Source organism: Bacteroidota bacterium, assembly GCA_016194975.1.
In the GTDB taxonomy this organism is placed as follows: Bacteria; Bacteroidota; Bacteroidia; order Palsa-965; family Palsa-965.
Genome location: JACQAM010000016.1, coordinates 104,159 through 125,556, shown reverse-complemented (window position 1 = coordinate 125,556; position 21,398 = coordinate 104,159). Strand labels below are relative to the sequence as shown.

Here is a 21,398-nt window from a genome sequence, read left to right as displayed (position 1 = left end):
ACGAAAGAAATTATTCAGCGAAAACTTTCAATGACAAAACATCAACACATTTTCCAATCAGCACATTAGCACATTAATCAATCACCATTTCCGGAATTTCTCCTTCGACCAGCAATTTTCCGGCTGTTGCTTTTTTTATCTCTTCAACGGAAACTCCCGGCGCGCGTTCGAGAAGTTTGAATCCCTTTCCGGGAATCACTTCCACCACGGCAAGTTCGGTAACAATTTTTTTCACGCAGCGCACACCCGTGAGCGGGAGCGTACATGCAGGCAGCAATTTCGATTCTCCCGCTTTATTCACATGCTGCATGGCAACAATAATATTTTTTGCAGCAGCAACAAGATCCATCGCTCCACCCATTCCCTTCACCATCTTTCCCGGAATTTTCCAGTTGGCAATGTCGCCGTTCTCACTCACTTCCATTGCGCCGAGAATAGTGAGGTCCACTTTTCCTGCACGTATCATTCCGAAACTTGTTGCGGAATCAAAATATGCTGTGCCGGGAATTTCGGTGATGGTTTGTTTTCCTGCGTTGATCAGGTCGGGATCTTCATCGCCTTCGAATGGAAACGGCCCCATACCCAGCATCCCGTTTTCCGATTGCAGCATCACGGTCATTCCCTTCGGAATATAATTAGCAACGAGCGTAGGAATTCCTATTCCGAGGTTCACGTAATATCCGTCCCGGACTTCTTTTGCAATGCGTTTTGCTATTCCGTTTTTATCAAGCATAATTGAAAAAATTCAAAAAAAGAAAAGACAAATTCCAAAAACAAGAGCGTGGATGATTGCGAGCGTAGCGTGACAATCTTGTGCGATGGAGGTTTTGGGAATTTTATTTATCGCCCTTCTCGTCTTTTTTCGGAGAAGAAGGCATGGACACCGGTGTTGCATTCGCAGCTTTGTGATCGATACGAAGCTGGATCGTTTCATACCGGCCAACGGGGAAAGAGGCCTGCGTGAGTTTTTCTCCTGCGAGAATAAATTTCAATTCACTTCCATCGCGCTCCATGAGTGCGCCGGTCGCCTGCATGTAACGTGTACGCACGCGCGGACAAAGAAGAAAAATAGGATTGCCTTTTAATTCGAGAACATTCATTTCGAATTTATCAGCAGCTACTTCCTGGGGGAGATAAAGCTTGTCGCCTTTGTAGTCGATGTATGGTTTCATTATGTGTTTTCGGTTTGCAAGTGTTCGGTGTTCTGTTTTGAATTGGCTAATTTACTTTTTTCTTACGGTTCTCTGCTCTATTCTTTTTTCATATTTTTCTCCTTTGAAAATACGCTGAATGTAGATTCCGGGAACATGTATCTGCGCCGGTTCGAGTTCGCCGGGCTCCACGAGTTCTTCCACTTCCGCAATGGTAATTTTTGCAGCACCGGTCATAGGATCATTGAAATTGCGCGCTGTTTTTCTGAAAATAAGATTTCCGAATTTATCACCCTTCCACGCTTTCACAATGGAAAACTGCGCATTGAAAGCATACTCGAGTAAATAATCGTGTTCTTCTCCCTGGAAAGGAAGTTTTCGCGTTTCTTTTCCATTGGCAATTTCTGTTCCCACACCCGCGCGCACCCACACGGCAGGCATTCCGAATTTTGCAGCCATGCTTCTTGTTGCCAATGTTCCCTGCGGAATAAGATCCACTTCCAGTTCTCCACTGAGCAATTGCCGTTCAAATTCTGCATTCTCTCCCACGTAAGAAGAAATCATTTTTTTCACCTGGCGCGTTTGCAGCAAAAGCCCGATACCAAAATCATCTACTCCTGCGTTGTTGGAAATGCAAGTGAGATTTTTCACACCCTTGCGCACGAGCGCAGCAATGCAATTTTCGGGAATGCCGCAAAGGCCGAAACCGCCGAGCATAATGGTTGCCTCGTCATTGATATCACGGATGGCTTCGTCGGCGTTGGAAACTACTTTATTCATGGAGTATGAAATACGAAAATTCTACTAAAAGTTACGAATTACGAAATGTACGAATGGGTACTATTTCGCAGGGAGAGCGAATATACGAAGTGCGGATGGAAATGGAAATGGGGTGGAAGCCGAAAGAGGTGGAACGGGAATTACCGGATGAGGTGAAAAAATCCCGTAAACGTTTTGCCTTTTTCACAGGGAGTGGTAAGGATATAATAGTAAACTCCTTCGACAAGATTCTTACAATCCCAATCGTTATGGTAATTATCACTTTTAAAAACACGGTATCCCCAGCGGTCATAAACTTCCAGCTTCCATCCGTCGGACTGAATACAATCTATTGAGAATTTATCATTTGTTGCATCGCCATTTGGTGTAACCACATTTATTAATGTACAGGAATAATTTTCACAGGGATTGAAAATACAATTCCGGAAAACCGCGCAACTGCCAATTCTACTTTTGGGAATATCGCTGACATCATTATCAAGATCGATGTAGTAAGAACTTGTGCAGACAGAATTGCTGCCGGTTGAAGAGCCGGAATTCCCGGCTTCCGGAATTCCGGTTAATCCATAAACATAATCGGTACCGCCATCGGGATTGGAACCTTGAAATCGTAAGGCATCTCCCGTTGTCCAGATCAATTCTTCGCAACCATTAAGAGAATCTGATGGATCAGAATCACGATAAGCAAAATCGGCTCCACCTGCACTATTGGAATGATAATCCTGGTAAGTGCTGTAATTGCCGATGTTGTAAAATTCAGATAAATTCCAGGCGCCACCCGTGAAAGTATATTCAAAATCTCTGCTAAGATGAGCGCTTGTATATCCTATGTTTTCCATGCTTCTTTCGGAGAGAAGCATTTTTCCGGCTGAAGAAAAATTCAAACTCGAAACCGGGTTTGAATAGGACTCGAGAAGATAATTCGGCATGGCGATCTCGAATCGTTCCGTTCCGGAAAAATCTCCGTTCTGATCGAGTGCCACCGACCACACCGAATTGTTATCGAAGGGAAAAGATGCGGAAGAGGTCACTGACTCATCTTCTGTGTAATCTGAAAAATAAACTCTCGCTTCCCCGTTGTAGTCACTGTAAACGCCAACACCCCAGGGCAGATCACCATAAGGTGGGGCTCCGGCCAATCCATTATCAGGTGCGAAAGGATCAAACCTGCTCAGTATAACGCCGGTCATGCTTACGCGATAAATCTTTCCGTCTTCAAAATTGGTCACGAAAAGTTGATCATGCCATTTATCGTAAGTAATATTTCCAAGCCCGGGCCCTGTATTCGGAATTTTTGTTGCACTCGAACTTGAAGGATTCGGATCGGTCAGTACGAAATCGCTCACACTTCCATCTGCTGCGTTCACTTTGTAAATTCCACCAGGCCCTGCTGTTCCGGCTGGAGTAGGGCCATAAACAAAACTGCTTGCAACAAATATATTACCGAGATTATCAATTGTTACACCGAAAACGGAACCCATTCTCGATGCCTTCCATTGTCTTGAAATTGCATTCGTCGCCGGCAAAATTGTATTTATGGACCAGTTTGCGGAAAACGGAGCGCTGATCACCACATTTCTCGTATCATAAACATGAAGCACATAATCTGTTGAAGTATCGAGCGGATAATTTGTAACCGCAGTCATACCAACGTTCATCAGTGACTGGGAAATTGAGTTCACTCCCAGCATTGACAAAAAGAAACATGAATAAAAATATTTCATTCTTCGCCTGTTATTCTTTAATGAAAATACAACGTGTTACCGGATTCGACAATTAAGTTTTTGCGATTTCTTACCTGTACAGCGTCTCCTAATATGGTAATTCCCCCGACTTATCATAATGATAACACCTCATCTTGCGGTAACATATCCAGTGAAGGGTAAGCGGGTGTTTTCTGCCGGTATTTAACAGGAATTTATCAATGAAAACTGCCGAATCCCCGGAAAGAAATTTCTGATTCCCGGCTAACCTGCTTTTCCAGCCGCTTATCCCCTGCTCGTTATTAAAGAATAAGTGTTCCACATGAGTTGTCTTTTAATACAACTGCAATTTTCCTCAATATCATTTCCTGATATTTCCAATGAAAAAACAATCTACACATATAATCTTTTTCGCATCAATTCGCACTTAGCATTTTTGTCCCCGATTCGTATTTCGTAACTTTTAGTAGAATTTTCGTATTTCGTACTCTTCACTCACCAAACAACGTATCCACATTCGGATCATGAATATCAGTATCATCATCCTTCGAACAATTCAGATCCATGAGAATTTTTTTTGACGGGCGCGGAAATGCTCCTTTGGAAATTTTTAAACTTTTATCGGCATAAACTTTCTGAAAAAATAATCCCCATATAGGAAGCGCCATTGCTGCGCCTTGTCCTTGTTCCATATTATCGAAATGAATACTGCGGTCTTCTCCTCCCACCCAGCAGCCGGCAACCAAATCGGGCGTAAGTCCCATGAACCATCCGTCTGCATTTTCCTGCGTGGTTCCTGTTTTTCCTGCAATGGGATTCATGAGTTTGTATTTGCTTCGCAATCGTGCGCCGGTTCCGAAATCAACAACGCCCTGCATAAGATTGATCATGATGTATGCTTTTTCTTCGCTCATCGCTTCGTGGCTTTTCGGAATGAAATCTTCGAGCACTCTTCCGTTCTTGTCTTCGATGCGCGTTACAAACGTCGGTTCTATCCACGTTCCCTTATTTACGAAAGTAGAATTCGCTCCCACCATTTCGTAAACAGAAATATCTGCAGTACCCAGGCAAAGTGAAGGAACAGGATCGAGCGGAGAAGTGATTCCCACATTTCTTGCGAAATCAACTACTGCGCGCGGGCCGAATTGTTTCATGAGATATGCAGAAATATAATTGATGGAAAGTGCAAGGGCTTTGCGAAGCGAGATCATTTGCCCTTCGTATTTCTCATCTGCTTTTCCTCCCGCATTATCGGGACACCATTCTTTGTTGTCTTCGGTGGTGATACACGTGCGCACGCAGGGAACTTTATCGCAGGGAGAATATCCTTCCTGTATGGCGAGTGCGTACACGAATGGTTTGAAAGTAGAACCCACTTGCCGTTTCGATTCTTTCACGTGATCAAATTTGAAATGGCGGAAATTTATTCCTCCCACCCACGCTCGTATGTAACCCGTTTGCGGTTCCATTGCCATGAATCCTGTTTGTAAAAATCCTTTGTAATAGCGGATGGAATCCATCGGCGACAGAGTCGTGTCAATATCTCCGTTCCAGGAAAAAACTGACATTCTTATTTTCGTGTGAAAATTTTTGTCAATGTCAGCATCGCTCATTCCGCCTTTTTTCAGGTTGTGATACCGATCGCTCCGCAGCATGGCCGAATGCATGATCTGGTCGATCTCATCTTTTTTCACTTTCCAGGAGAACGGCGCATTTTTTTTCTGCTTCAGCGCTTTATCAAATTCTCCCTGTAAATATTTCATGTGTTCACTCACTGCGGCTTCCGCATATTCCTGTATGCGCGTATCAATCGTAGAATAAATTTTCAATCCGTCGCGGTACAGGTCATAAGCTTTTCCATTGGGCTTCGTGTGTTCGCTGCACCATTTCTTCATAAAATTATCGCGCAGGTATTCGCGGAAATAAGGAGCAAGCCCTTCGTTGTGGCTTTCGGGATTGTAATGAATAACAATGGGAAGATTTTTCAGCGAATCGAATTGCGCCTGCGTGAGATATCCGTTCTTCATCATTTGTCCCAGCACCACATTTCTTCTCTTCTTTGCATTGTCGGGAAATAAAATAGGATTCCATCGTGATGGGTTCTGGCACATGCCAATGAGCAAAGCCGCTTCTTCCACTTTCAATGAATCCTGCGATTTGGAAAAATAAACTTTCGCCGCCGATTTTATTCCCACTGCATTGAAATTGAAATCGTATTTATTGAGATACAATGCAACGATCTCTTCCTTTGTATAAAGCCGTTCCAGTTTTATGGCAATGATCCACTCTTTCAGTTTCTGGTAAACGCGTTCCCAGAACGTTGCATGTTGCGCTTCTTCCTGGTGAAATTGCATTTTCGCCAATTGCTGCGTGATGGTGGAGGCACCGCCACCGTGACCGAAACTTGTAACCGCACGGCCGAGTCCTCGCAGATCAATTCCGGAGTGATCGTAAAAACGTTCGTCTTCTGTTGCGATGAGTGCGTGGATCACGTCGCCATCGATGTCTTTGAATTTTACATTCACACGATTCTCTGCATAAAATCGTCCGAGCTCTTTTCCATCGGCAGAATACACAACAGTAGCAAGATTACTTTCCGGATTCTGGAGTTGTTCAATATCCGGCAGATCGGCAAAGAGTGCAATGCCAATGACAAGACCGATGAAACCGACCAGCGGTGTGAGCAGGATGATCCAGAAAATACGGATGATGAAGCGGTATTTTTTATTCGCCTTTTTGGGTTTTCCGTCTTTCGGTGCGGGAGTTTCCGCTGCTGATTTTTCCTTTTCCATTCCGGAATCAAAAGTAGTGAAATTCAAATGCGATGGGGAACAGAAAGGACAAGTGTAAAGATCGGATGAATAAGTGCCGTGGTGGTTCTGAGTTCGATGTGTGTCCAAACTCAAAACCCGTAACTCATAACCCTTTCACGATGAAATAAATTCCCTTACGATCTTCCCAATCTTTTCTCCTTCTACTAAAAATCCATCGTGCCCGAAAGGGGAATCGATCTCTGCGAATTTTGCTCCCGGAATATTTTCTGCGAGAAATTTCTGCTCCGGCAGCGGGCAAAGAAAATCGCTGCTGATGCCGATACAGATTGTTTTTGCTTTTATTTTTTTCAACGCTGCGCTGATACTTTCCCTGTCTCTTCCCACATTATGCGAATCCATTGTTTTAGTAAGCAGCCAGTAGGAATAGGCATTGAACCGTTTCACTAATTTTTCTCCCTGGTAATGAATGTAAGATTCGGCGCTGAAATTTTCTGTGCGATGATCATCGTCGTTTTGCGTGTGTACGAACGCCGCGTAGTTGCGGTACGTGAGCATGCCTATAGCGCGCGCGGTCTTGAGTCCTTTCGCCCCGGCATCTTTATTTTTTTCTCCGAAAGAAGAATCAATTTCTATAGCGATGCGCTGCGCGGTGTGAATGGCAATGCCCCACGCACTTTCTTTCGCTCCCGTAGCTACGAGCGCGAGATGTTCCACCACTTCATTTTCCATGATCGCCCATTCTGCGCACTGGTATCCGCCCATACTTCCTCCAATGAGTAAATGAATTTTTTCTATTCCTAAATGTTTCCGGAGTGCAATGAAAGAACACACCATATCGCGAATGGAAAAAACAGGAAAATCGCCGTACCATAAATTTCCAGTGTCCGGATTTTCTGTCATGGGCCCCGATGAACCGTAACAGGAGGACGGAATATTCACGCAGATGATGAAATATTCTTCCGGGTTGATCGCTTTGTTTTCTCCAATAAGATCGGGCCACCATTCGGCACATTCTGCGCTTGCGGTGAGTGCATGACACACCCAGACTACTTTGCTTTTTCCCGGAATAAATTTTCCATACGTGCAATAAGCAAGTTCGAGCGAAGGGATTTTTATTCCTGCTTCCGTTGTAAATTCTCCGTATGTAAAAGAAGAAAGACTCATGTTGAGAAAAAATAAAAACCAAATCCCACACTAAGACTGTTTCACTGTGCTCGCAGTGACCTGCACGCAAGATTTGGAATTTGGTTTTTGGAATTTAGAATTTTAATTCTGTCTTGAGAACGTTTCTTCCATTCCGTCGCTCGTCGTGAGTACGAGTTGTTTATCATCCACTTTGGTCACCGTGTACACTTCATCTTTCCCGTCTTTGGTCATGGTAAGTGTTTTGTTATCGGGTGTGAGTATGTATTTGCTGTCGTCCGTTCCAAAGAGAATGGAAACAGAAACAATTCCGTTGTCCTTGAATTCATAAATGGATCCTTTCATAAAACCGGTTGCAAATGCAGTGCCCACGCCGGTGAGTGCATTGGCCATTGTAGTCATTCCTTTCGCGAGCGAATCGCCGGCTTGTCCCATTGCAGAAGAATCGCCGTTCGATGTTACATTGATCTTTGCAGCTGCCATATTTTCGAATTTCCATTTTCCGATGAGCGGGTTATGCATTTTTGGCCCGCAGGAAGTCATAAGGAGAATAAGAAGTGCGGGGAGTGTGAAGAATAATTTTTTCATAGTGTGTCAGGTTTTGTTTTGAATTGCGAAGTTAGGAAAAGCATCGGTTTGCATCGGATCACTTTCCGCTTTCTCCTCCGGTTATCGCTGCTGATCGGCATTATTCCTGCCGGCTTTTTCGCCTATCTTTACTTTCCTTTTTTACCACCCATGAAAGTTACTTTACAGCGCATCGACGATGCTTTTAATTTCGAAGCAAAAAGTGAGACAGGAAAAACAGTTGTCTTCGATGCCGGTGTAAAAACGGGAGGAAAAGGAAATGGTTTGAGCCCCATGCAGTCGCTGATCATGGCTGCGGGAGGATGCAGTGCCATCGATGTCATTCTCATTCTCAAAAAACAAAAACAGGAAATAAAAGATTTTAAAATTGAAATTGATGGCGAACGTGAAAAAGGCAAAGAGCCCGCATTATGGGAAACCGTTCACCTGCTTTTCAAACTCGACGGAAATATTGAACCGGCAAAAGCAAAACGCGCGGTACAACTCTCAATGGAAAAATATTGTTCCGTGGTAAGAACGCTCCAGCTTGCCGGGGCGAAAATTACCTGGGATGTTTTAGTGAATGGAAAATAATATTGTTATTGGTCAATTGTCATTGGGTGTGTTTCTTCGCCACCTCTCGCAATGACCAATAACCAATTCTCAGAAATGAAACCGGAAACAAAAGCTATACGCATCCAGAACGAACGTTCACCCGAAAATGAACATTCTGTTCCGCTTTATCTTACTTCAAGTTTTGTTTTTGATAATGCAGAACAGATGCGCGCTGCTTTTGCCGATGAGAACGATGCTAATATCTATTCGCGTTTTTCGAATCCGAATGTGGATGAATTCACCGACAAACTCTGCGCGCTCGAAGAAACAGAAGCGGGATTTGCAACAGCATCAGGAATGTCAGCTGTGTTCGCTTCCTTTCTCACTTTCCTGAAAAGCGGCGATCATCTTCTTGCCTGCTCTTCCATTTTCGGCTCCACGCACACCATCATCACAAAGTATCTTCCGAAGTGGGGAATTTCCTATTCTTATTTTGATGTGAACAAACCGGAAACGTGGGAAGCCATGATCCGCCCGGAAACGAAAATGATCTTCGTGGAAACTCCGACGAATCCGGGCCTCGACATTGTCGATCTCGAGTTCCTGGGGCAGGTTGCGTTAAAACACAACCTTCTTTTTAATGTTGATAACTGTTTTGCAACACCAGTGCTGCAGCAACCCGCAAAGTTCGGCGCACATCTTATTACGCATTCCGCTACAAAATTCATCGACGGACAGGGACGCGTACTGGGTGGCGCCATACTCGGAAAAAAAGAACTCATCAGGGAAGTTTATCTCTTCTGCCGCGCAACCGGCCCGGCGTTATCTGCTTTCAATGCATGGATCCTTTCCAAATCGCTCGAAACACTTCATGTGCGCATGGAACGGCATTCGCAGAACGCGCACAAACTCGCGGGACTTCTCCAGCATCATCCTGAAATTTCATTGGTAAAATATCCGTTCCTGCTCTCGCACCCGCAGTACGAGATCGCGCGCAGGCAGATGAGTGCGGGCGGTGGAGTCGTAACGTTTGAACTCAAAGGCGGATTGAAGCAGGGAAAAAAATTCCTCGATGCAATAAAAATGTGTTCGCTCACTGCAAATCTCGGTGACACACGCACCACCGTTACGCATCCCGCATCCACTACGCACGCGAAACTTTCGGAGGAAGAACGCCTCGCTGCAGGAATTACGCCGGGCCTTGTCCGCGTTTCCGCCGGGCTTGAAAATATTACGGACATCGTGAGCGACATTGAACAGGCGCTCGAAAAATCAAAATGAGCAGGCACAGCTATTTTTTTCTTTTTGTTTTTCTCTTTTCCGCCGGGAATATTTTTTCGCAGCGCTCCTCTCATTACATCCGCAATTATCTTCCGCGCGAATACAAGGGCTTCAATCAGATGTGGCAAATGACGCAGGACGAGAACGGACTTATGTATTTTGCCGGAACCTCCGATGTTTTTGTTTATGACGGATTGCAATGGGAATCGGTGAAAATAAAAAATGGCGCTGCCAACCGGCAGATCGTTCGCGACAGTGCAACAGGAATAATTTATGTGGGCGCGGTTGACGAATTCGGTTATCTCGAACGCAATGCCAATGGAAAACTGCATTACGTTTCTCTTTCCGCCCCTCTTGATTCTGTAAAAAAGGTTTTTACCGATGTGTGGAAGATCTACTGTCTGGGTGGAAAAACTTATTTCCAGTCCTCGGAGCGCATCTTCGTTGTGAAAGACAAGAAAGTCATCTCAACTGTTGAACCATCGGGTGAGAATGATTTCGCACTTTCTTTTACCGATGGTAAAGATCTTTACGTTCGCGAACGGAATGTAGGATTCATGAAAGTGACAAGCGACGGAAAACTGCTTGCCACTCCCGGCGGTGAAATTTTTTCTACGCTGCGTTTACTCGGAATGATCCCGTGGAAAAAAAATGAACAGTTGCTTCTTACCGGCGATCGCGGATTTTATCTTATGAATGATCGCACCGATTCTTCCGGCTCATTCTATCACCCATTCAAATCGGATAGTTTCCTGGTGAATTCCGGAGTGCTTGGCTGTTTGTGGGTGAATGATTCTACCATAGCAGTAAATACGAGAAGCGGAATCGGTTTTTACGACCGGCAATTTCACCTGAAAGAGATCATCAATAAAACGTCCGGCCTCGCTGATGAATCCATTGCCGCACTTTATCTCGATCGCGAAAAAAATATCTGGGTTGCGCACAATAACGGGCTTACCTGTATCGCTTATAACAGCACTGCTTTATTCTACGATGATAAATCTGGTTACACCGGAACACCGTGCATGGTTTATCGGTTCAACGGTATTTTATATCTCGCCACTTCGCAGGGACTTTTCAAAAAAGAAGAATTGAATAAAAATAATGCCGATGAGATCCGGTTTGTTCCTGCAGCAACTTTTCAGACGGAAGTATGGGATGTGCGCGCACACATGGGTGAACTGTTCGTGGCTACGAGCGAAGGATTATACTGGATGCACGATGGAAAAGAAGAAATGCTCAATAGCGAATACACCGACTATATCAATTGTTCGGATGACAACAAGACGATCGTAACCGGAGAGAAAGGAAGTTTTTCGGTGTTCGAACATGAGCGCGGGAAAAAACCGGTTCTCGTAAAACATTATATCGTTGCGGGTGATGAATTGCTGAGGATGTCGCGCATTCATCCTGCGGCCGGAGAAAAAAATATTGAACAGGTGTGGGCGGTGAATCGTTTCAAGAATATCCTGAAAATAAATTTCAATCTCAATGATAGTGTTGCTGCGGTTACGCGCTACGATACTTCGAACGGATTGAAAAACATCGAACATTATTTCGTGGAGAGTTCCGACACGGTTTATTTTTTCGACGTGGACCTGGCCATGCGTTATGTTCCCGCTCTCGATCACGGCGCGCATTCAAAATGTTTTATCACGTCAAAGGAACTATTTGACCGTCTCTATGAACTTCATACAGAGAAAATCGATTTTCCCATTGACAACCGGTTGAACCTGCAGGCGATGAATGATGTGAATGGTATATACTTCGGTGCGGAGAAAGAAAAAGTTTTTGCGGTGCGTTATATTGCCGGTTCGCTTTTCGAAGAGAACGGCATTCAGTTTGCGCTTGCCGAGCCGGATCACAAATTATGGTTGCTTTCCAATGATCTTATTCTTCATGCCGGAACTGCGGACAACAACAGAAGCAAAAAAAATGTTGCTGTCATCATTCGTTATGTAAGCATAGGAAAAGATTCGGTGATCATGCAGGGAACCGACAGTAGTTTTGTAGTGAATGAAAATGAGATCGCATACAAATTCAATTCGATTGCATTCCGTTACGCGGCCCCTTATTTCATGTTCAACGAGCAACCGAAATTTTCCTATCGCCTTGACGGGCTCGATACGAACTGGTCGGCGCCTTCAAATTCATTCACGAAAGAATACAATAATCTCGGTGAGGGAACTTATACTTTCCGGGTGAGAGCCACCAATGAACTGGGTATGATTGCGCGCGAAGCAACTTACACTTTTACCATTCTCCCGCCCTGGTACCGCACGTGGTGGGCTTATTCTTTTTACATCCTTTCCTTCATCGGGCTATTCTGGATATCCATCCGCATCAGTGCGCGGAGACTGCGTATGCAAAAACAAAAACTGGAAGTGCTCGTTTCAGAACGAACGGCGGAAGTTGTTTTCCAGAAGCAGCAGATCGAAAAACAGAAAACAGAACTGGAGACTGCTTACACGGAGATCCAGGACAGTATCCATTATGCGGAGCGCATACAGAATGCAATTCTTCCTGTGCAGTACGAGATGGCTGCGCATTTGCCGGAAGCATTTGTTTTTTTCCGACCGAGAAATATTGTGAGCGGCGATTTTTACTGGTACACGTGGCGTGACAATAAATCTTTTCTCGCTTGTGTCGATTGTACTGGTCATGGCGTTCCTGGCGCATTCATGTCGCTCATCGGTAACACGCTGCTCAACCAGATCATCATCGAGAAAAAAACAGATTCGCCCGACCAGGTGCTGAATATGCTGCATGAGGGAGTGCGTCATTCGCTCAAGCAGGATACGGGCGGAGAAACGCGCGACGGAATGGACATTGCATTCGTGATCATCGATCATGAAAAAAATGAATTGCATTATGCGGGAGCGAACCGTGCGCTGTGGTATGTGCGCGATGGAAATTTCAACGAAATCAAAGCCGATAAATTTCCTATTGCCGGCGACCAGTTCGAGGAAAAAAGAATTTTTTCAGGGCACACGGTTGAAATGAAAAAAGGAGATGTGTTCTATCTTTCCACCGATGGATATGCCGACCAGTTCGGCGGTGAGCGCGGAAAAAAATTCATGGTGAAACAATTCCAGAAAGTATTGCTGGGCATTGCCGGCGACGATATGAAGCAGCAGCGATCCATCATTGAAAAATCTTTTCTCCACTGGAAAGGAGAACACGACCAGGTGGACGATGTACTCGTCATTGGTTTTCGCTATCTTAACTGACCGAATGAAAAAAATATTTTTTCTTTTCGCATTCCTGTTTTCGTTTTTGCTGCCTGCGCAGAATTCTACGGATAGTATTCTTCGCGTGCTGAAAGGAACGATGCCTGACACGCAGCGCGTAAACCTGCTTGTGCGCGTAGCAAAGATCCTCGATGATCACAGCGATACAACAGAAAAAAAATATTCTCTGGAAGCGCTCGCGCTCGCAAAAAAAATAAATTACGAGCGCGGAATCGCATCCTCCTACGCCGTCCTTGGCCTCGCTGAAGAAGGCGCCGGAAATTTTGTGGCTGCAATAGACGATGAACAAAAAGCTTTTGAATTGCGTGAAAAAGAAAATGATTCGCTGGGCATGGCAAAAGCGCTTGGCAATATGTCGAATAACGAATACTACATTGGCGATTATACTTCTGCTGCCGAACATGCCTACCAGTCACTTGGCCTCTATGAAAAACTCGGTAATAAGATCGGGCTGATCGCGATCCATTATGGTATTGGAAATATTCTTGTAGAACAAAAATCCTACGAAGCCGGGCTTGCACAATTCCAGATGGCTCTCGAATTGAGTAAAGATTTTCCGAAGCAACCCGACTTCCGCGGGCGCGCACTCGCCTGTATAGGCAATGTGTATAATGCGACGAATAAATACGATAGCGCCGCTTATTTCTATACGACCGCCGACAGCATTTTCGAAAAACTGAATTCAACCTACGAGATCTCTGTTACTTTGAACAATCTCGGAACCATCCGCGAACACCAGGGAAAATATTATGAAGCCGAACGGTTATTCAGGAAAAGTCTTGATCTGAGAAGAATAAACGGCGACAGCGACGGCGTTTGTTCTGCAATGCAGAATCTTGGAAATCTTTGCAATGATCTTCTCCGGTATGATTCTGCACTTTTCTATTTTTCACATGCACTGCAAATCGCAATCAATTCGCAATCGCGTTCGCAACGGCTCGATTGTTACGATGGCCTTGCGGAAACTTATGCTTACCTGAAAAAATATGATTCCGCTTATCATTACCTGAATCTTTATAAAGAACTGAACGAAGTTGTAAAAGGACAAGCGAGCATCAATGCCGTGAACCAGCTCCGTACACGCTACGACCAGGAAAAACAAAAAACCAAACTCGATCTTCTCGAATCGAAACGCCAGGCCGAACATGCGGAATCGGCGCGCAACATTCTTTTCCTCGTGCTTGGAATATTTATCCTGCTCACCGTGGCGCTCGTTGTTATTTACCGCAACCGCGTGAAAGAAAAACTGACGCACGAACTGGAAAAACAGAATGCAGAAATTTCTGCGCAGAAAAAACACATTACGGATAGTATCAATTACGCGAAGAAGATCCAGGATTCTATTTTGCCGCCCGAACACCTTGTGAAAAATATTCTTCCCGATTCATTCATTCTCTATGAACCGAAAGATGTGGTGAGCGGCGATTTTTACTGGGTGGAAAAACACGAGCAGTATTCTATTTTTTCTGCAGTGGACTGCACCGGCCACGGAGTTCCCGGCGCGCTCATGTCGGTGGTCGGTTTCAATTTGCTCAACCAGGCGGTGAATGAAATGCATCTCACCAAACCTTCCGAAATTCTTCATCATCTCGATTACGGCGTAAATAAATTATTGCGCCAGTCTGATAAAGGAAGCATTGTGAAAGACGGAATGGATTTGGGTTTATGTTCACTCGACCGGAAAACAAATAAACTCCAGTTCGCAGGCGCATTCAATCCCGCATACATCATGCACAAAAGAGAACTGGTGGAAGTGAAAGCAGATAAATTTCCCATTGGCATAAACACGGATGGCGTTACCGATCTTTACACAAATCACGAAATTCAATTGTATCCCGGTGATGTCGTTTATCTTTCTTCCGATGGTTATGCCGATCAGTTTGGCGGACCGCTCGGAAAAAAATTCAAATACAACCGGCTTCGTGAATTGCTGAAAAGTATTTACACGCTTCCTGCAGAAGAACAGAAGAAACGGATGCGCGATGAATTTCTCGAATGGAAGGGTGAACACGAACAGGTGGATGATATTCTTGTTATCGGTGTAATCATCAGGTAAAATGCGCAGCATCTTTTTTATTTTATTTTTTTTACCCGGGGAAATTTTTCTTCGCGCACAGAACATGCAGGCCATCGACAGCCTGAACGCGCTCGCAGGAAAAGAACCGACTGATACGGGCAAAGCCACATTATACAATCACCTGGCGAATGAATATCGTTTCCATGATGTGAAAATGCAGATGGATTATGCAAAAAAAGCGCTGAACATTTCGAAACAAAATAATTTCATTCCCGGAGAAGCGAATGCCTACAACATGCTCGGCAGCGCCATGGAAAATACCGGGCGCTTCGATGCAGCGCTTAATTATTACGATTCTTCATTGGCGAAATGGACTTCCGTCAATTCGGTTTACAACGAAGCAAAACTCAATCTGAATGTGGCGAATGTATATGTTTCAAAAACCGATTACCATTCCGCGTCGGAGTATGCCATACGTTCGCTCAAGCAGCAGGAAAGCGTTCACAATAATTTTGGTGTAGCGGTTTCCAATCTCACACTCGGAAATATTTCCTACAACCAGGGCGATGTGAATTCGGCGCTCGATTATTACGAGATCGCTTACCGGCTGAATAAAGCGAGCAAAAAAAATATTGAGGTCTCTGCTGTGGCGCTCGGTAATATCGGCGGAATGTTCATTTCGCTTAAGCAATATGACTCTGCACTTTATTATTATCGCCTTTCTGCCGGTGATTTTATTAATGCAGGAATGTACCTGCGGCTGGGTTCTAATTATGATAATCTCGGTACGGTTTGGAAAGACAAAGGCAATACCGATTCTGCACTCTGGTATTTTCGTCACGCGCTGAGTCTCGATTACAAATACGATAATGCCGTGAGCGCATGCAAAGCGCTTCGGTCCATTGGAGGATTGTATGAAGACGGGAATATGCCTGACTCTTCTATTTTTTATTTCAACAAGTCGCTTGCAATCTCGACCAAACTAAAAACACTCGATGATGAACTGGGTGTGTTGTATGAGCTGAGCAATGATTACGAGATGAAGAAAGATCTCGCAAGTGCGCTCAGGTACGCGCGACGTTACACAGAATTGAGCGACAGCTTGCACGATGCAGAAAAAGCGGGCGTGGTGGAACAACTGAAAATGGTGAATGAGCTCGACAAAAAAGATCATGATCTGCAGATCGCGCAGGAGCGGCAGAAAGTTTCGGAAGCGCGGCAAAAAGTTTCGGATGAAAAATACCAGCGCAATGTGATCGTTTTTTCTTTCATGGGAATCGTTGGTGTGATTATCGTGGTGGTGCTGCTCATCATGTACCGGTTGAAAAGAAAAAACAATTCTTTGCTTGAGAAAAAAAATGAAGAGATCTCGGCGCAGAAAAATGAGATGATGTCCAGTATTCAGTATGCAAAAAGAATACAGGAAGCGATCTTCCCGCCGAAGGAACTCAAGTATAAATTATTTCCCGATGCATTCGTGCTGCTCTTGCCCCGCGATATTGTGAGCGGCGATTTTTACTGGTTCGCAGAAAAGAACGGGAAAAAATTTATGGCGGCTGTAGATTGTACCGGTCACGGCGTGCCGGGCGCATTCATGAGCATGATCGGTAATGCATTTCTCAATGAGATCGTCCTCGAAAAAGGAATTACTTCCGCCGGAAAAATTCTCGATGAGTTGCGCGGCATGATCATCGCATCACTCAAACAAAAAGGACAGGAAGAAGAAAGTAAAGACGGAATGGATCTCGCGTTGCTTGTCTTCGATGAAAAAAATAATTCCGCTGAATTCGCCGGCGCAAATAATCCCTTGTGGATTTGCCGTAACGGATCGATGAGCATGGAAGAAATAAAAGGTGATAAGCAGCCGATCGGATTTTATTCGGGCGAAGCGAAACCATTTCTCTCTCACAGAATAAATCTCGGTAAAGGCGATGCACTTTATGTTTTCACCGATGGTTACGCCGATCAGTTTGGCGGACAGTTAGGGAAAAAATTCCGTTACAAACCTTTGCAGGAATTATTCATCAACGTAAGCGCGGAACCCATGCGCATGCAGGAAAAAATTCTGCTCGGAACTTTTGAAAAATGGAAAGGTAATCTGGAACAGGTAGACGACGTTTTAGTGATCGGCGTGAGAGTTTAAATCAAGATCCGAAAATTTTTCATTGGTGGAATTTGCCGATACGGAAATGAATAATTTCCGTTTCATTCACAATAATTTCCCTCTTCCCTTCTACCCGGGACTTCTTCTCCTGATCCACTTCACGGTGAGTATATGTTTAAATTATACGATTGAAATATTTTTAAGTTTCACGCAACCCCCGCAACTTATTTAACGGTTATTTTCTTCGTGTTGTCGCTCAGTATTTTCCAATCTATTATGCATGCATAATAATTTTTTTAACGGCGCATTCTTCAAATCCTTCAGAAACTTCGCGCCAATTGCAGACGTTACAACAACAAGTTCTTTGATCGTCAAACCTAAAAGAAAGGAAAGTTTTTATGAAAACTATCTACGCAAAAGGATGGAAGCTCCTGGCCTGCCTCATCATCGCGTTCATACAGATGAGCACAGAGGCCTACGCTTCGCACGCGCAGGGTGGAGAACTTACTTACACCTGCCTTGGGGGAAACCAGTATCGTTTGCGCCTTGCATTTTACCGCGACTGCTCCGGAGTTTCTGCACCAGGCACCGTTTCAATAGATATCAATTCAGCAACATGCAACCAGAGTTTTACAACAGTACTCACACCTATTGCAGGAACAGGACAAGATGTAACTCCTATATGTCCTTCACAAACTACAGTCTGCAGCGGTGGGCCGAACCCGGGAGTACAACAATGGATTTACGAGGGAGTGATTACTTTACCACAACAGTGTACCGATTGGGTATTCAGTTTTACATTATGTTGCCGCAATGCCGCCATAAACACCATCACCAATCCGGGCGGACAAAATATTTATATAGAATCTCATTTGAATAATGTTGCTGCTCCCTGCAACAGTTCTCCTACATTCTCCAACATTCCTGTTCCTTATATATGTTCCGGACAAAGTTTCTGCTTCAATCACGGAGCGATAGATCCTGACGGAGATTCTCTTTCTTATACACTCGTGAATCCGGGAACAGGGCCGGGAACTTATGTTACTTATATAAATCCTTATACATCAGCACAACCGTTGCTTTCAAATCCCGCAGTAACATTTAATCCGGTTACCGGCGACATCTGCATGAATCCTACACAAATTATTGTAACAGTAATGGCGGTGCGTGTTGATGAATGGAGAAACGCGGTGAACATTGGAAGTGTAACGCGCGACATTGAATTGCACACGGTGAACTGCACCAATTCATTGCCCTACATCACCGGAATAAATAACACCGGCGTTTACAGCATGTCATCCTGCGCAGGAAACAATATTAATTTTTCAATCAACTCTTTCGACAGCGATCCCGGACAGAATATTACGATGACATGGAATAACGGAATCACCGGCGCATCTTTCACCACAACGGGCGGCCCGCTTCCCACCGGAACTTTTTCATGGACACCTTCCGCTGCACAGATCAGCAACAATCCTTATTGCTTCACTGTAACAGTAACCGATGATGCCTGTCCTTATTTCGGATCACAGACTTTTGCATTCTGCATCACCGTTACCGGTTTTGCAATGAACATCACTTCTACCGCGGCCAACTGTAACGCATCGAACGGAACCGCATCGGTGATTGTCACCAGCGGAACGGGGCCTTTCACTTATTCATGGTCTTCGGGTGGAAACAACGCAAACCAGAACGGATTATCAGCGGGAACTTATTCTGTAACGGTAACTGACGCCGCCGGATGTGTGGCAATGGATACCGTCACTGTAGGACAAGGCGCAGCGCCCGGAAACCTGGTGATGAGCCAGATCGATGTGTTGTGTTATAATACAACCAATGGAAGCGCGACGGCAAATATGAACGGCGGACAACAGCCCTACACATATTCGTGGTCGAATGGCGGAAATACTTCTACGATCAGTAATCTCACTGCGGGAACATACACAGTAACTGTGACCACGAACAACGGATGCACTGCAACAGGAACCGTTACGCTTACACAACCCGCGAGTGCGCTTGCAACAAGTTCAACTGTTATGAATAACGTTTCCTGCTTCGGTGGAAATAACGGGCTCGCCTACGTGAATGCTTCGGGCGGAACAGGCCCTTATGTGTACAGCTGGAATTCAACACCGGCGCAGAATACTGCAAACGCAAATTCACTTTCTGCAGGAATTTATTCCTGCGTTGTTACCGATGCTAACGGTTGTACTTCTACTTTGAATGTGAACATCACCGAACCGCCGGTAATTACTTCAACAGTTACATCCACTTCCGTTTCCTGCAATGGCGGATCGAACGGAGCGGCACAGATCATTCTCAGCGGCGGAACATTCCCTTACTCCATATCCTGGAATTGCACGCCGTCTCAATCGGGAACATTCGCGAATAATCTTTCTTCAGGAAATTACACGGCAACTGTAACGGATGCGAACGGATGTGTAATCAATGCTCCTGCCGCAGTCAGTCAGCCCGCTCCTCTTGCAGCATCACTTTCTTCACTCAATAATGTTTCCTGCAATGGAGCATCAGACGGAAATGCCGGAGTGAATGTGAACGGAGGAACATCGCCATACGTTTATAGCTGGAATACTACGCCGGCACAATTCACCCCCGCTGCAGCAAATATTCCTGCAGGAAATTACACGATCACTGTTACCGATGCGAATGGGTGTGCCACTGTGAGTACAGTTTCAATCACGCAACCTGCGCCGGTGAATATTACTGCTTTCAGTAACGATACGATCTGCCCGGGACAACCAGCGGTGATTGCTGCAGGTGCGAGTGGAGGAACCGGCCCTTACTCTTATGTGTGGAATAATAATCTCGGCAATAATTCCACTTACACCGTTTATCCTTCCACGCTCACGACGTACATCGTGCACGCAGTGGATGCGAACGGGTGCGCGAGTGCGAGCGCGAGCATCACGATCGATGTGTTTCAGTTCTCTCCTGCCAACCTGGTCATGAGCGGAAATGCGGCGTTGTGTTCTGGCACAACCACCATCATTGGAGCAACGGTTACCGGAAATACGGGCGCACTCAACTGGACGTGGTCAAATCAAACCTGGACGAACGGCGGGCCGTTCACTGTGCAACCGAATGCCACAACGAATTATATTCTTACCATAACGAATCAGTGCGGAACCGTTGTCAATGGAAGCGTGACGGTGGTTGTTCATCCTGTTCCGGTGATCTCGCTTTCGCCACAACTTGCAACCGGCTGCGATGAAGTTCCGCTCACATTCACTGACACTACGAGTGCGAATACGAATTGTTCTTACACCTGGAATTTCGGTGACAACAATACAGGAACGGGAAACGGCGTAGTTCACAATTACACGATTGGCGGGATTTACACGGTGACGGCAACTGCAACTTCCGTTTATGGTTGCGTAGGAACGGGATCAACAAATGTGAACGTTACCATCTTCGATTCACCGCGTGCTGCATTCGCAATGGATGCGCACGAAGTGAGTGAGCTGGAGCCCACCATTCATTTTACCAATGAAAGTTCGGTGAACACACTTGGCTGGCAATGGGATTTCGGTGACAATACAACGGACAACATTCCATCGCCCACGCACACGTACGCAGCGATCGGTTCTTACACTGCTCGCCTGATCGCAACTTCTAACGGCGGATGCACCGACACTACGATGCAGCGCGTGGAAGTAAATCCTGAATTCACACTTTACATTCCGAATGCATTTACACCGAACGGCGACGGGCTGAATGATAATTTTCTCGCCTATGGAAACGAGGTGAGTGATTTTCACATGATGATGTTTGACCGCTGGGGAGAAATGATTTATGAGACGAGTGATATGAATGCGGGATGGGATGGAACAGCGCGCGGCGGAAAAGAAATTTCACAAGAGGGGGTTTATGTTTACAAAATAATGGTGACCGACTTCAGGGGTAAAAAGCACAGCTACACCGGTCACGTATCTCTCCTCAAATAGTGTAGCGTGCTGGTTTGGTTTACCGCTTCAGCAAAGCGGAAATTCCGCAAGTGTTGGTCGCACAAGCGGAGGTTAATCGCAGCTAACCGGGATCAAAAACCGGTTGG

The 21,398-nt window shown here is 45.2% G+C and carries 13 protein-coding genes; 6 read left to right on the top strand and 7 right to left on the bottom strand.

Annotated elements, in window-relative coordinates; all coding sequences use genetic code 11:
* Nucleotides 1-73: 73 nt before the first annotated feature.
* The 7 genes from HY064_10675 to HY064_10645 form a co-directional block, all read right to left on the bottom strand.
* Entirely contained in the window at nucleotides 74-733 is a 660-nt protein-coding gene (locus HY064_10675; protein ID MBI3511117.1) for a CoA transferase subunit B, read from the bottom strand.
* Nucleotides 734-836: 103 nt separating this feature from the next.
* Nucleotides 837-1,172: a hypothetical protein gene (locus HY064_10670; protein MBI3511116.1), complete on the bottom strand. Its 336-nt coding sequence runs from the start codon at nucleotides 1,170-1,172 to the stop codon at nucleotides 837-839.
* 51 nt (nucleotides 1,173-1,223) lie between these two features.
* The gene (locus HY064_10665) at nucleotides 1,224-1,931 is read right to left on the bottom strand and encodes a CoA transferase subunit A (protein ID MBI3511115.1); all 708 of its coding nucleotides are present in this window, start codon (nucleotides 1,929-1,931) and stop codon (nucleotides 1,224-1,226) included.
* Nucleotides 1,932-2,071: 140 nt separating this feature from the next.
* The gene (locus HY064_10660; protein ID MBI3511114.1) at nucleotides 2,072-3,613 is read right to left on the bottom strand and encodes a gliding motility-associated C-terminal domain-containing protein; all 1,542 of its coding nucleotides are present in this window, start codon (nucleotides 3,611-3,613) and stop codon (nucleotides 2,072-2,074) included.
* Nucleotides 3,614-4,125: 512 nt separating this feature from the next.
* Nucleotides 4,126-6,426: a transglycosylase domain-containing protein gene (locus HY064_10655; protein MBI3511113.1), complete on the bottom strand. Its 2,301-nt coding sequence runs from the start codon at nucleotides 6,424-6,426 to the stop codon at nucleotides 4,126-4,128.
* A 135-nt stretch (nucleotides 6,427-6,561) separates the two neighbouring features.
* On the bottom strand, nucleotides 6,562-7,572 hold the full coding sequence (metX, locus tag HY064_10650) for a homoserine O-acetyltransferase (GenBank protein ID MBI3511112.1): 1,011 nt from the start codon (nucleotides 7,570-7,572) through the stop codon (nucleotides 6,562-6,564).
* Between the two features lie 102 nt (nucleotides 7,573-7,674).
* A complete protein-coding gene (locus HY064_10645) occupies nucleotides 7,675-8,139 on the bottom strand; it encodes a hypothetical protein (protein MBI3511111.1) in 465 nt (154 codons plus the stop codon).
* Between the two features lie 150 nt (nucleotides 8,140-8,289).
* Here HY064_10645 and HY064_10640 point away from each other — a divergent pair, with 150 nt between their 5' ends.
* The 6 genes from HY064_10640 to HY064_10615 all read left to right on the top strand — a co-directional run bounded on the left by HY064_10640 (nucleotide 8,290) and on the right by HY064_10615 (nucleotide 21,291).
* Nucleotides 8,290-8,712 (top strand): OsmC family protein, encoded by a 423-nt coding sequence (locus HY064_10640; GenBank protein ID MBI3511110.1) that lies wholly within the window; start codon nucleotides 8,290-8,292, stop codon nucleotides 8,710-8,712.
* 51 nt (nucleotides 8,713-8,763) lie between these two features.
* Nucleotides 8,764-9,954: an O-succinylhomoserine sulfhydrylase gene (locus HY064_10635; GenBank protein ID MBI3511109.1), complete on the top strand. Its 1,191-nt coding sequence runs from the start codon at nucleotides 8,764-8,766 to the stop codon at nucleotides 9,952-9,954.
* Nucleotides 9,951-13,184, top strand: a complete 3,234-nt coding sequence (locus HY064_10630) for a SpoIIE family protein phosphatase (GenBank protein MBI3511108.1) — start codon at nucleotides 9,951-9,953, stop codon at nucleotides 13,182-13,184. Before HY064_10635 ends, HY064_10630 begins: the two co-directional genes overlap by 4 nt.
* 4 nt (nucleotides 13,185-13,188) lie before the next feature.
* Nucleotides 13,189-15,261 (top strand): tetratricopeptide repeat protein, encoded by a 2,073-nt coding sequence (locus HY064_10625; GenBank protein ID MBI3511107.1) that lies wholly within the window; start codon nucleotides 13,189-13,191, stop codon nucleotides 15,259-15,261.
* Nucleotide 15,262: 1 nt separating this feature from the next.
* Nucleotides 15,263-17,365: a SpoIIE family protein phosphatase gene (locus tag HY064_10620; GenBank protein ID MBI3511106.1), complete on the top strand. Its 2,103-nt coding sequence runs from the start codon at nucleotides 15,263-15,265 to the stop codon at nucleotides 17,363-17,365.
* A gap of 359 nt (nucleotides 17,366-17,724) precedes the next feature.
* Entirely contained in the window at nucleotides 17,725-21,291 is a 3,567-nt protein-coding gene (locus HY064_10615) for a gliding motility-associated C-terminal domain-containing protein (GenBank protein ID MBI3511105.1), read from the top strand.
* The last annotated feature ends 107 nt before the right edge of the window (nucleotides 21,292-21,398 follow it).

Excerpts from the sequence above, each read along its gene's own strand:
- HY064_10625 (MBI3511107.1), top strand. The coding sequence starts at position 13,189 with ATGAAAAAAATATTTTTTCTTTTCGCATTCCTGTTTTCGTTTTTGCTG.
- HY064_10675 (MBI3511117.1), bottom strand. The coding sequence starts at position 733 with ATGCTTGATAAAAACGGAATAGCAAAACGCATTGCAAAAGAAGTCCGG.
- HY064_10635 (MBI3511109.1), top strand. The coding sequence starts at position 8,764 with ATGACCAATAACCAATTCTCAGAAATGAAACCGGAAACAAAAGCTATA.
- HY064_10620 (MBI3511106.1), top strand. The coding sequence starts at position 15,263 with ATGCGCAGCATCTTTTTTATTTTATTTTTTTTACCCGGGGAAATTTTT.
- HY064_10615 (MBI3511105.1), top strand. The coding sequence starts at position 17,725 with ATGAAAACTATCTACGCAAAAGGATGGAAGCTCCTGGCCTGCCTCATC.
- metX (MBI3511112.1), bottom strand. The coding sequence starts at position 7,572 with ATGAGTCTTTCTTCTTTTACATACGGAGAATTTACAACGGAAGCAGGA.
- HY064_10655 (MBI3511113.1), bottom strand. The coding sequence starts at position 6,426 with ATGGAAAAGGAAAAATCAGCAGCGGAAACTCCCGCACCGAAAGACGGA.
- HY064_10665 (MBI3511115.1), bottom strand. The coding sequence starts at position 1,931 with ATGAATAAAGTAGTTTCCAACGCCGACGAAGCCATCCGTGATATCAAT.
- HY064_10670 (MBI3511116.1), bottom strand. The coding sequence starts at position 1,172 with ATGAAACCATACATCGACTACAAAGGCGACAAGCTTTATCTCCCCCAG.
- HY064_10630 (MBI3511108.1), top strand. The coding sequence starts at position 9,951 with ATGAGCAGGCACAGCTATTTTTTTCTTTTTGTTTTTCTCTTTTCCGCC.
- HY064_10645 (MBI3511111.1), bottom strand. The coding sequence starts at position 8,139 with ATGAAAAAATTATTCTTCACACTCCCCGCACTTCTTATTCTCCTTATG.
- HY064_10640 (MBI3511110.1), top strand. The coding sequence starts at position 8,290 with ATGAAAGTTACTTTACAGCGCATCGACGATGCTTTTAATTTCGAAGCA.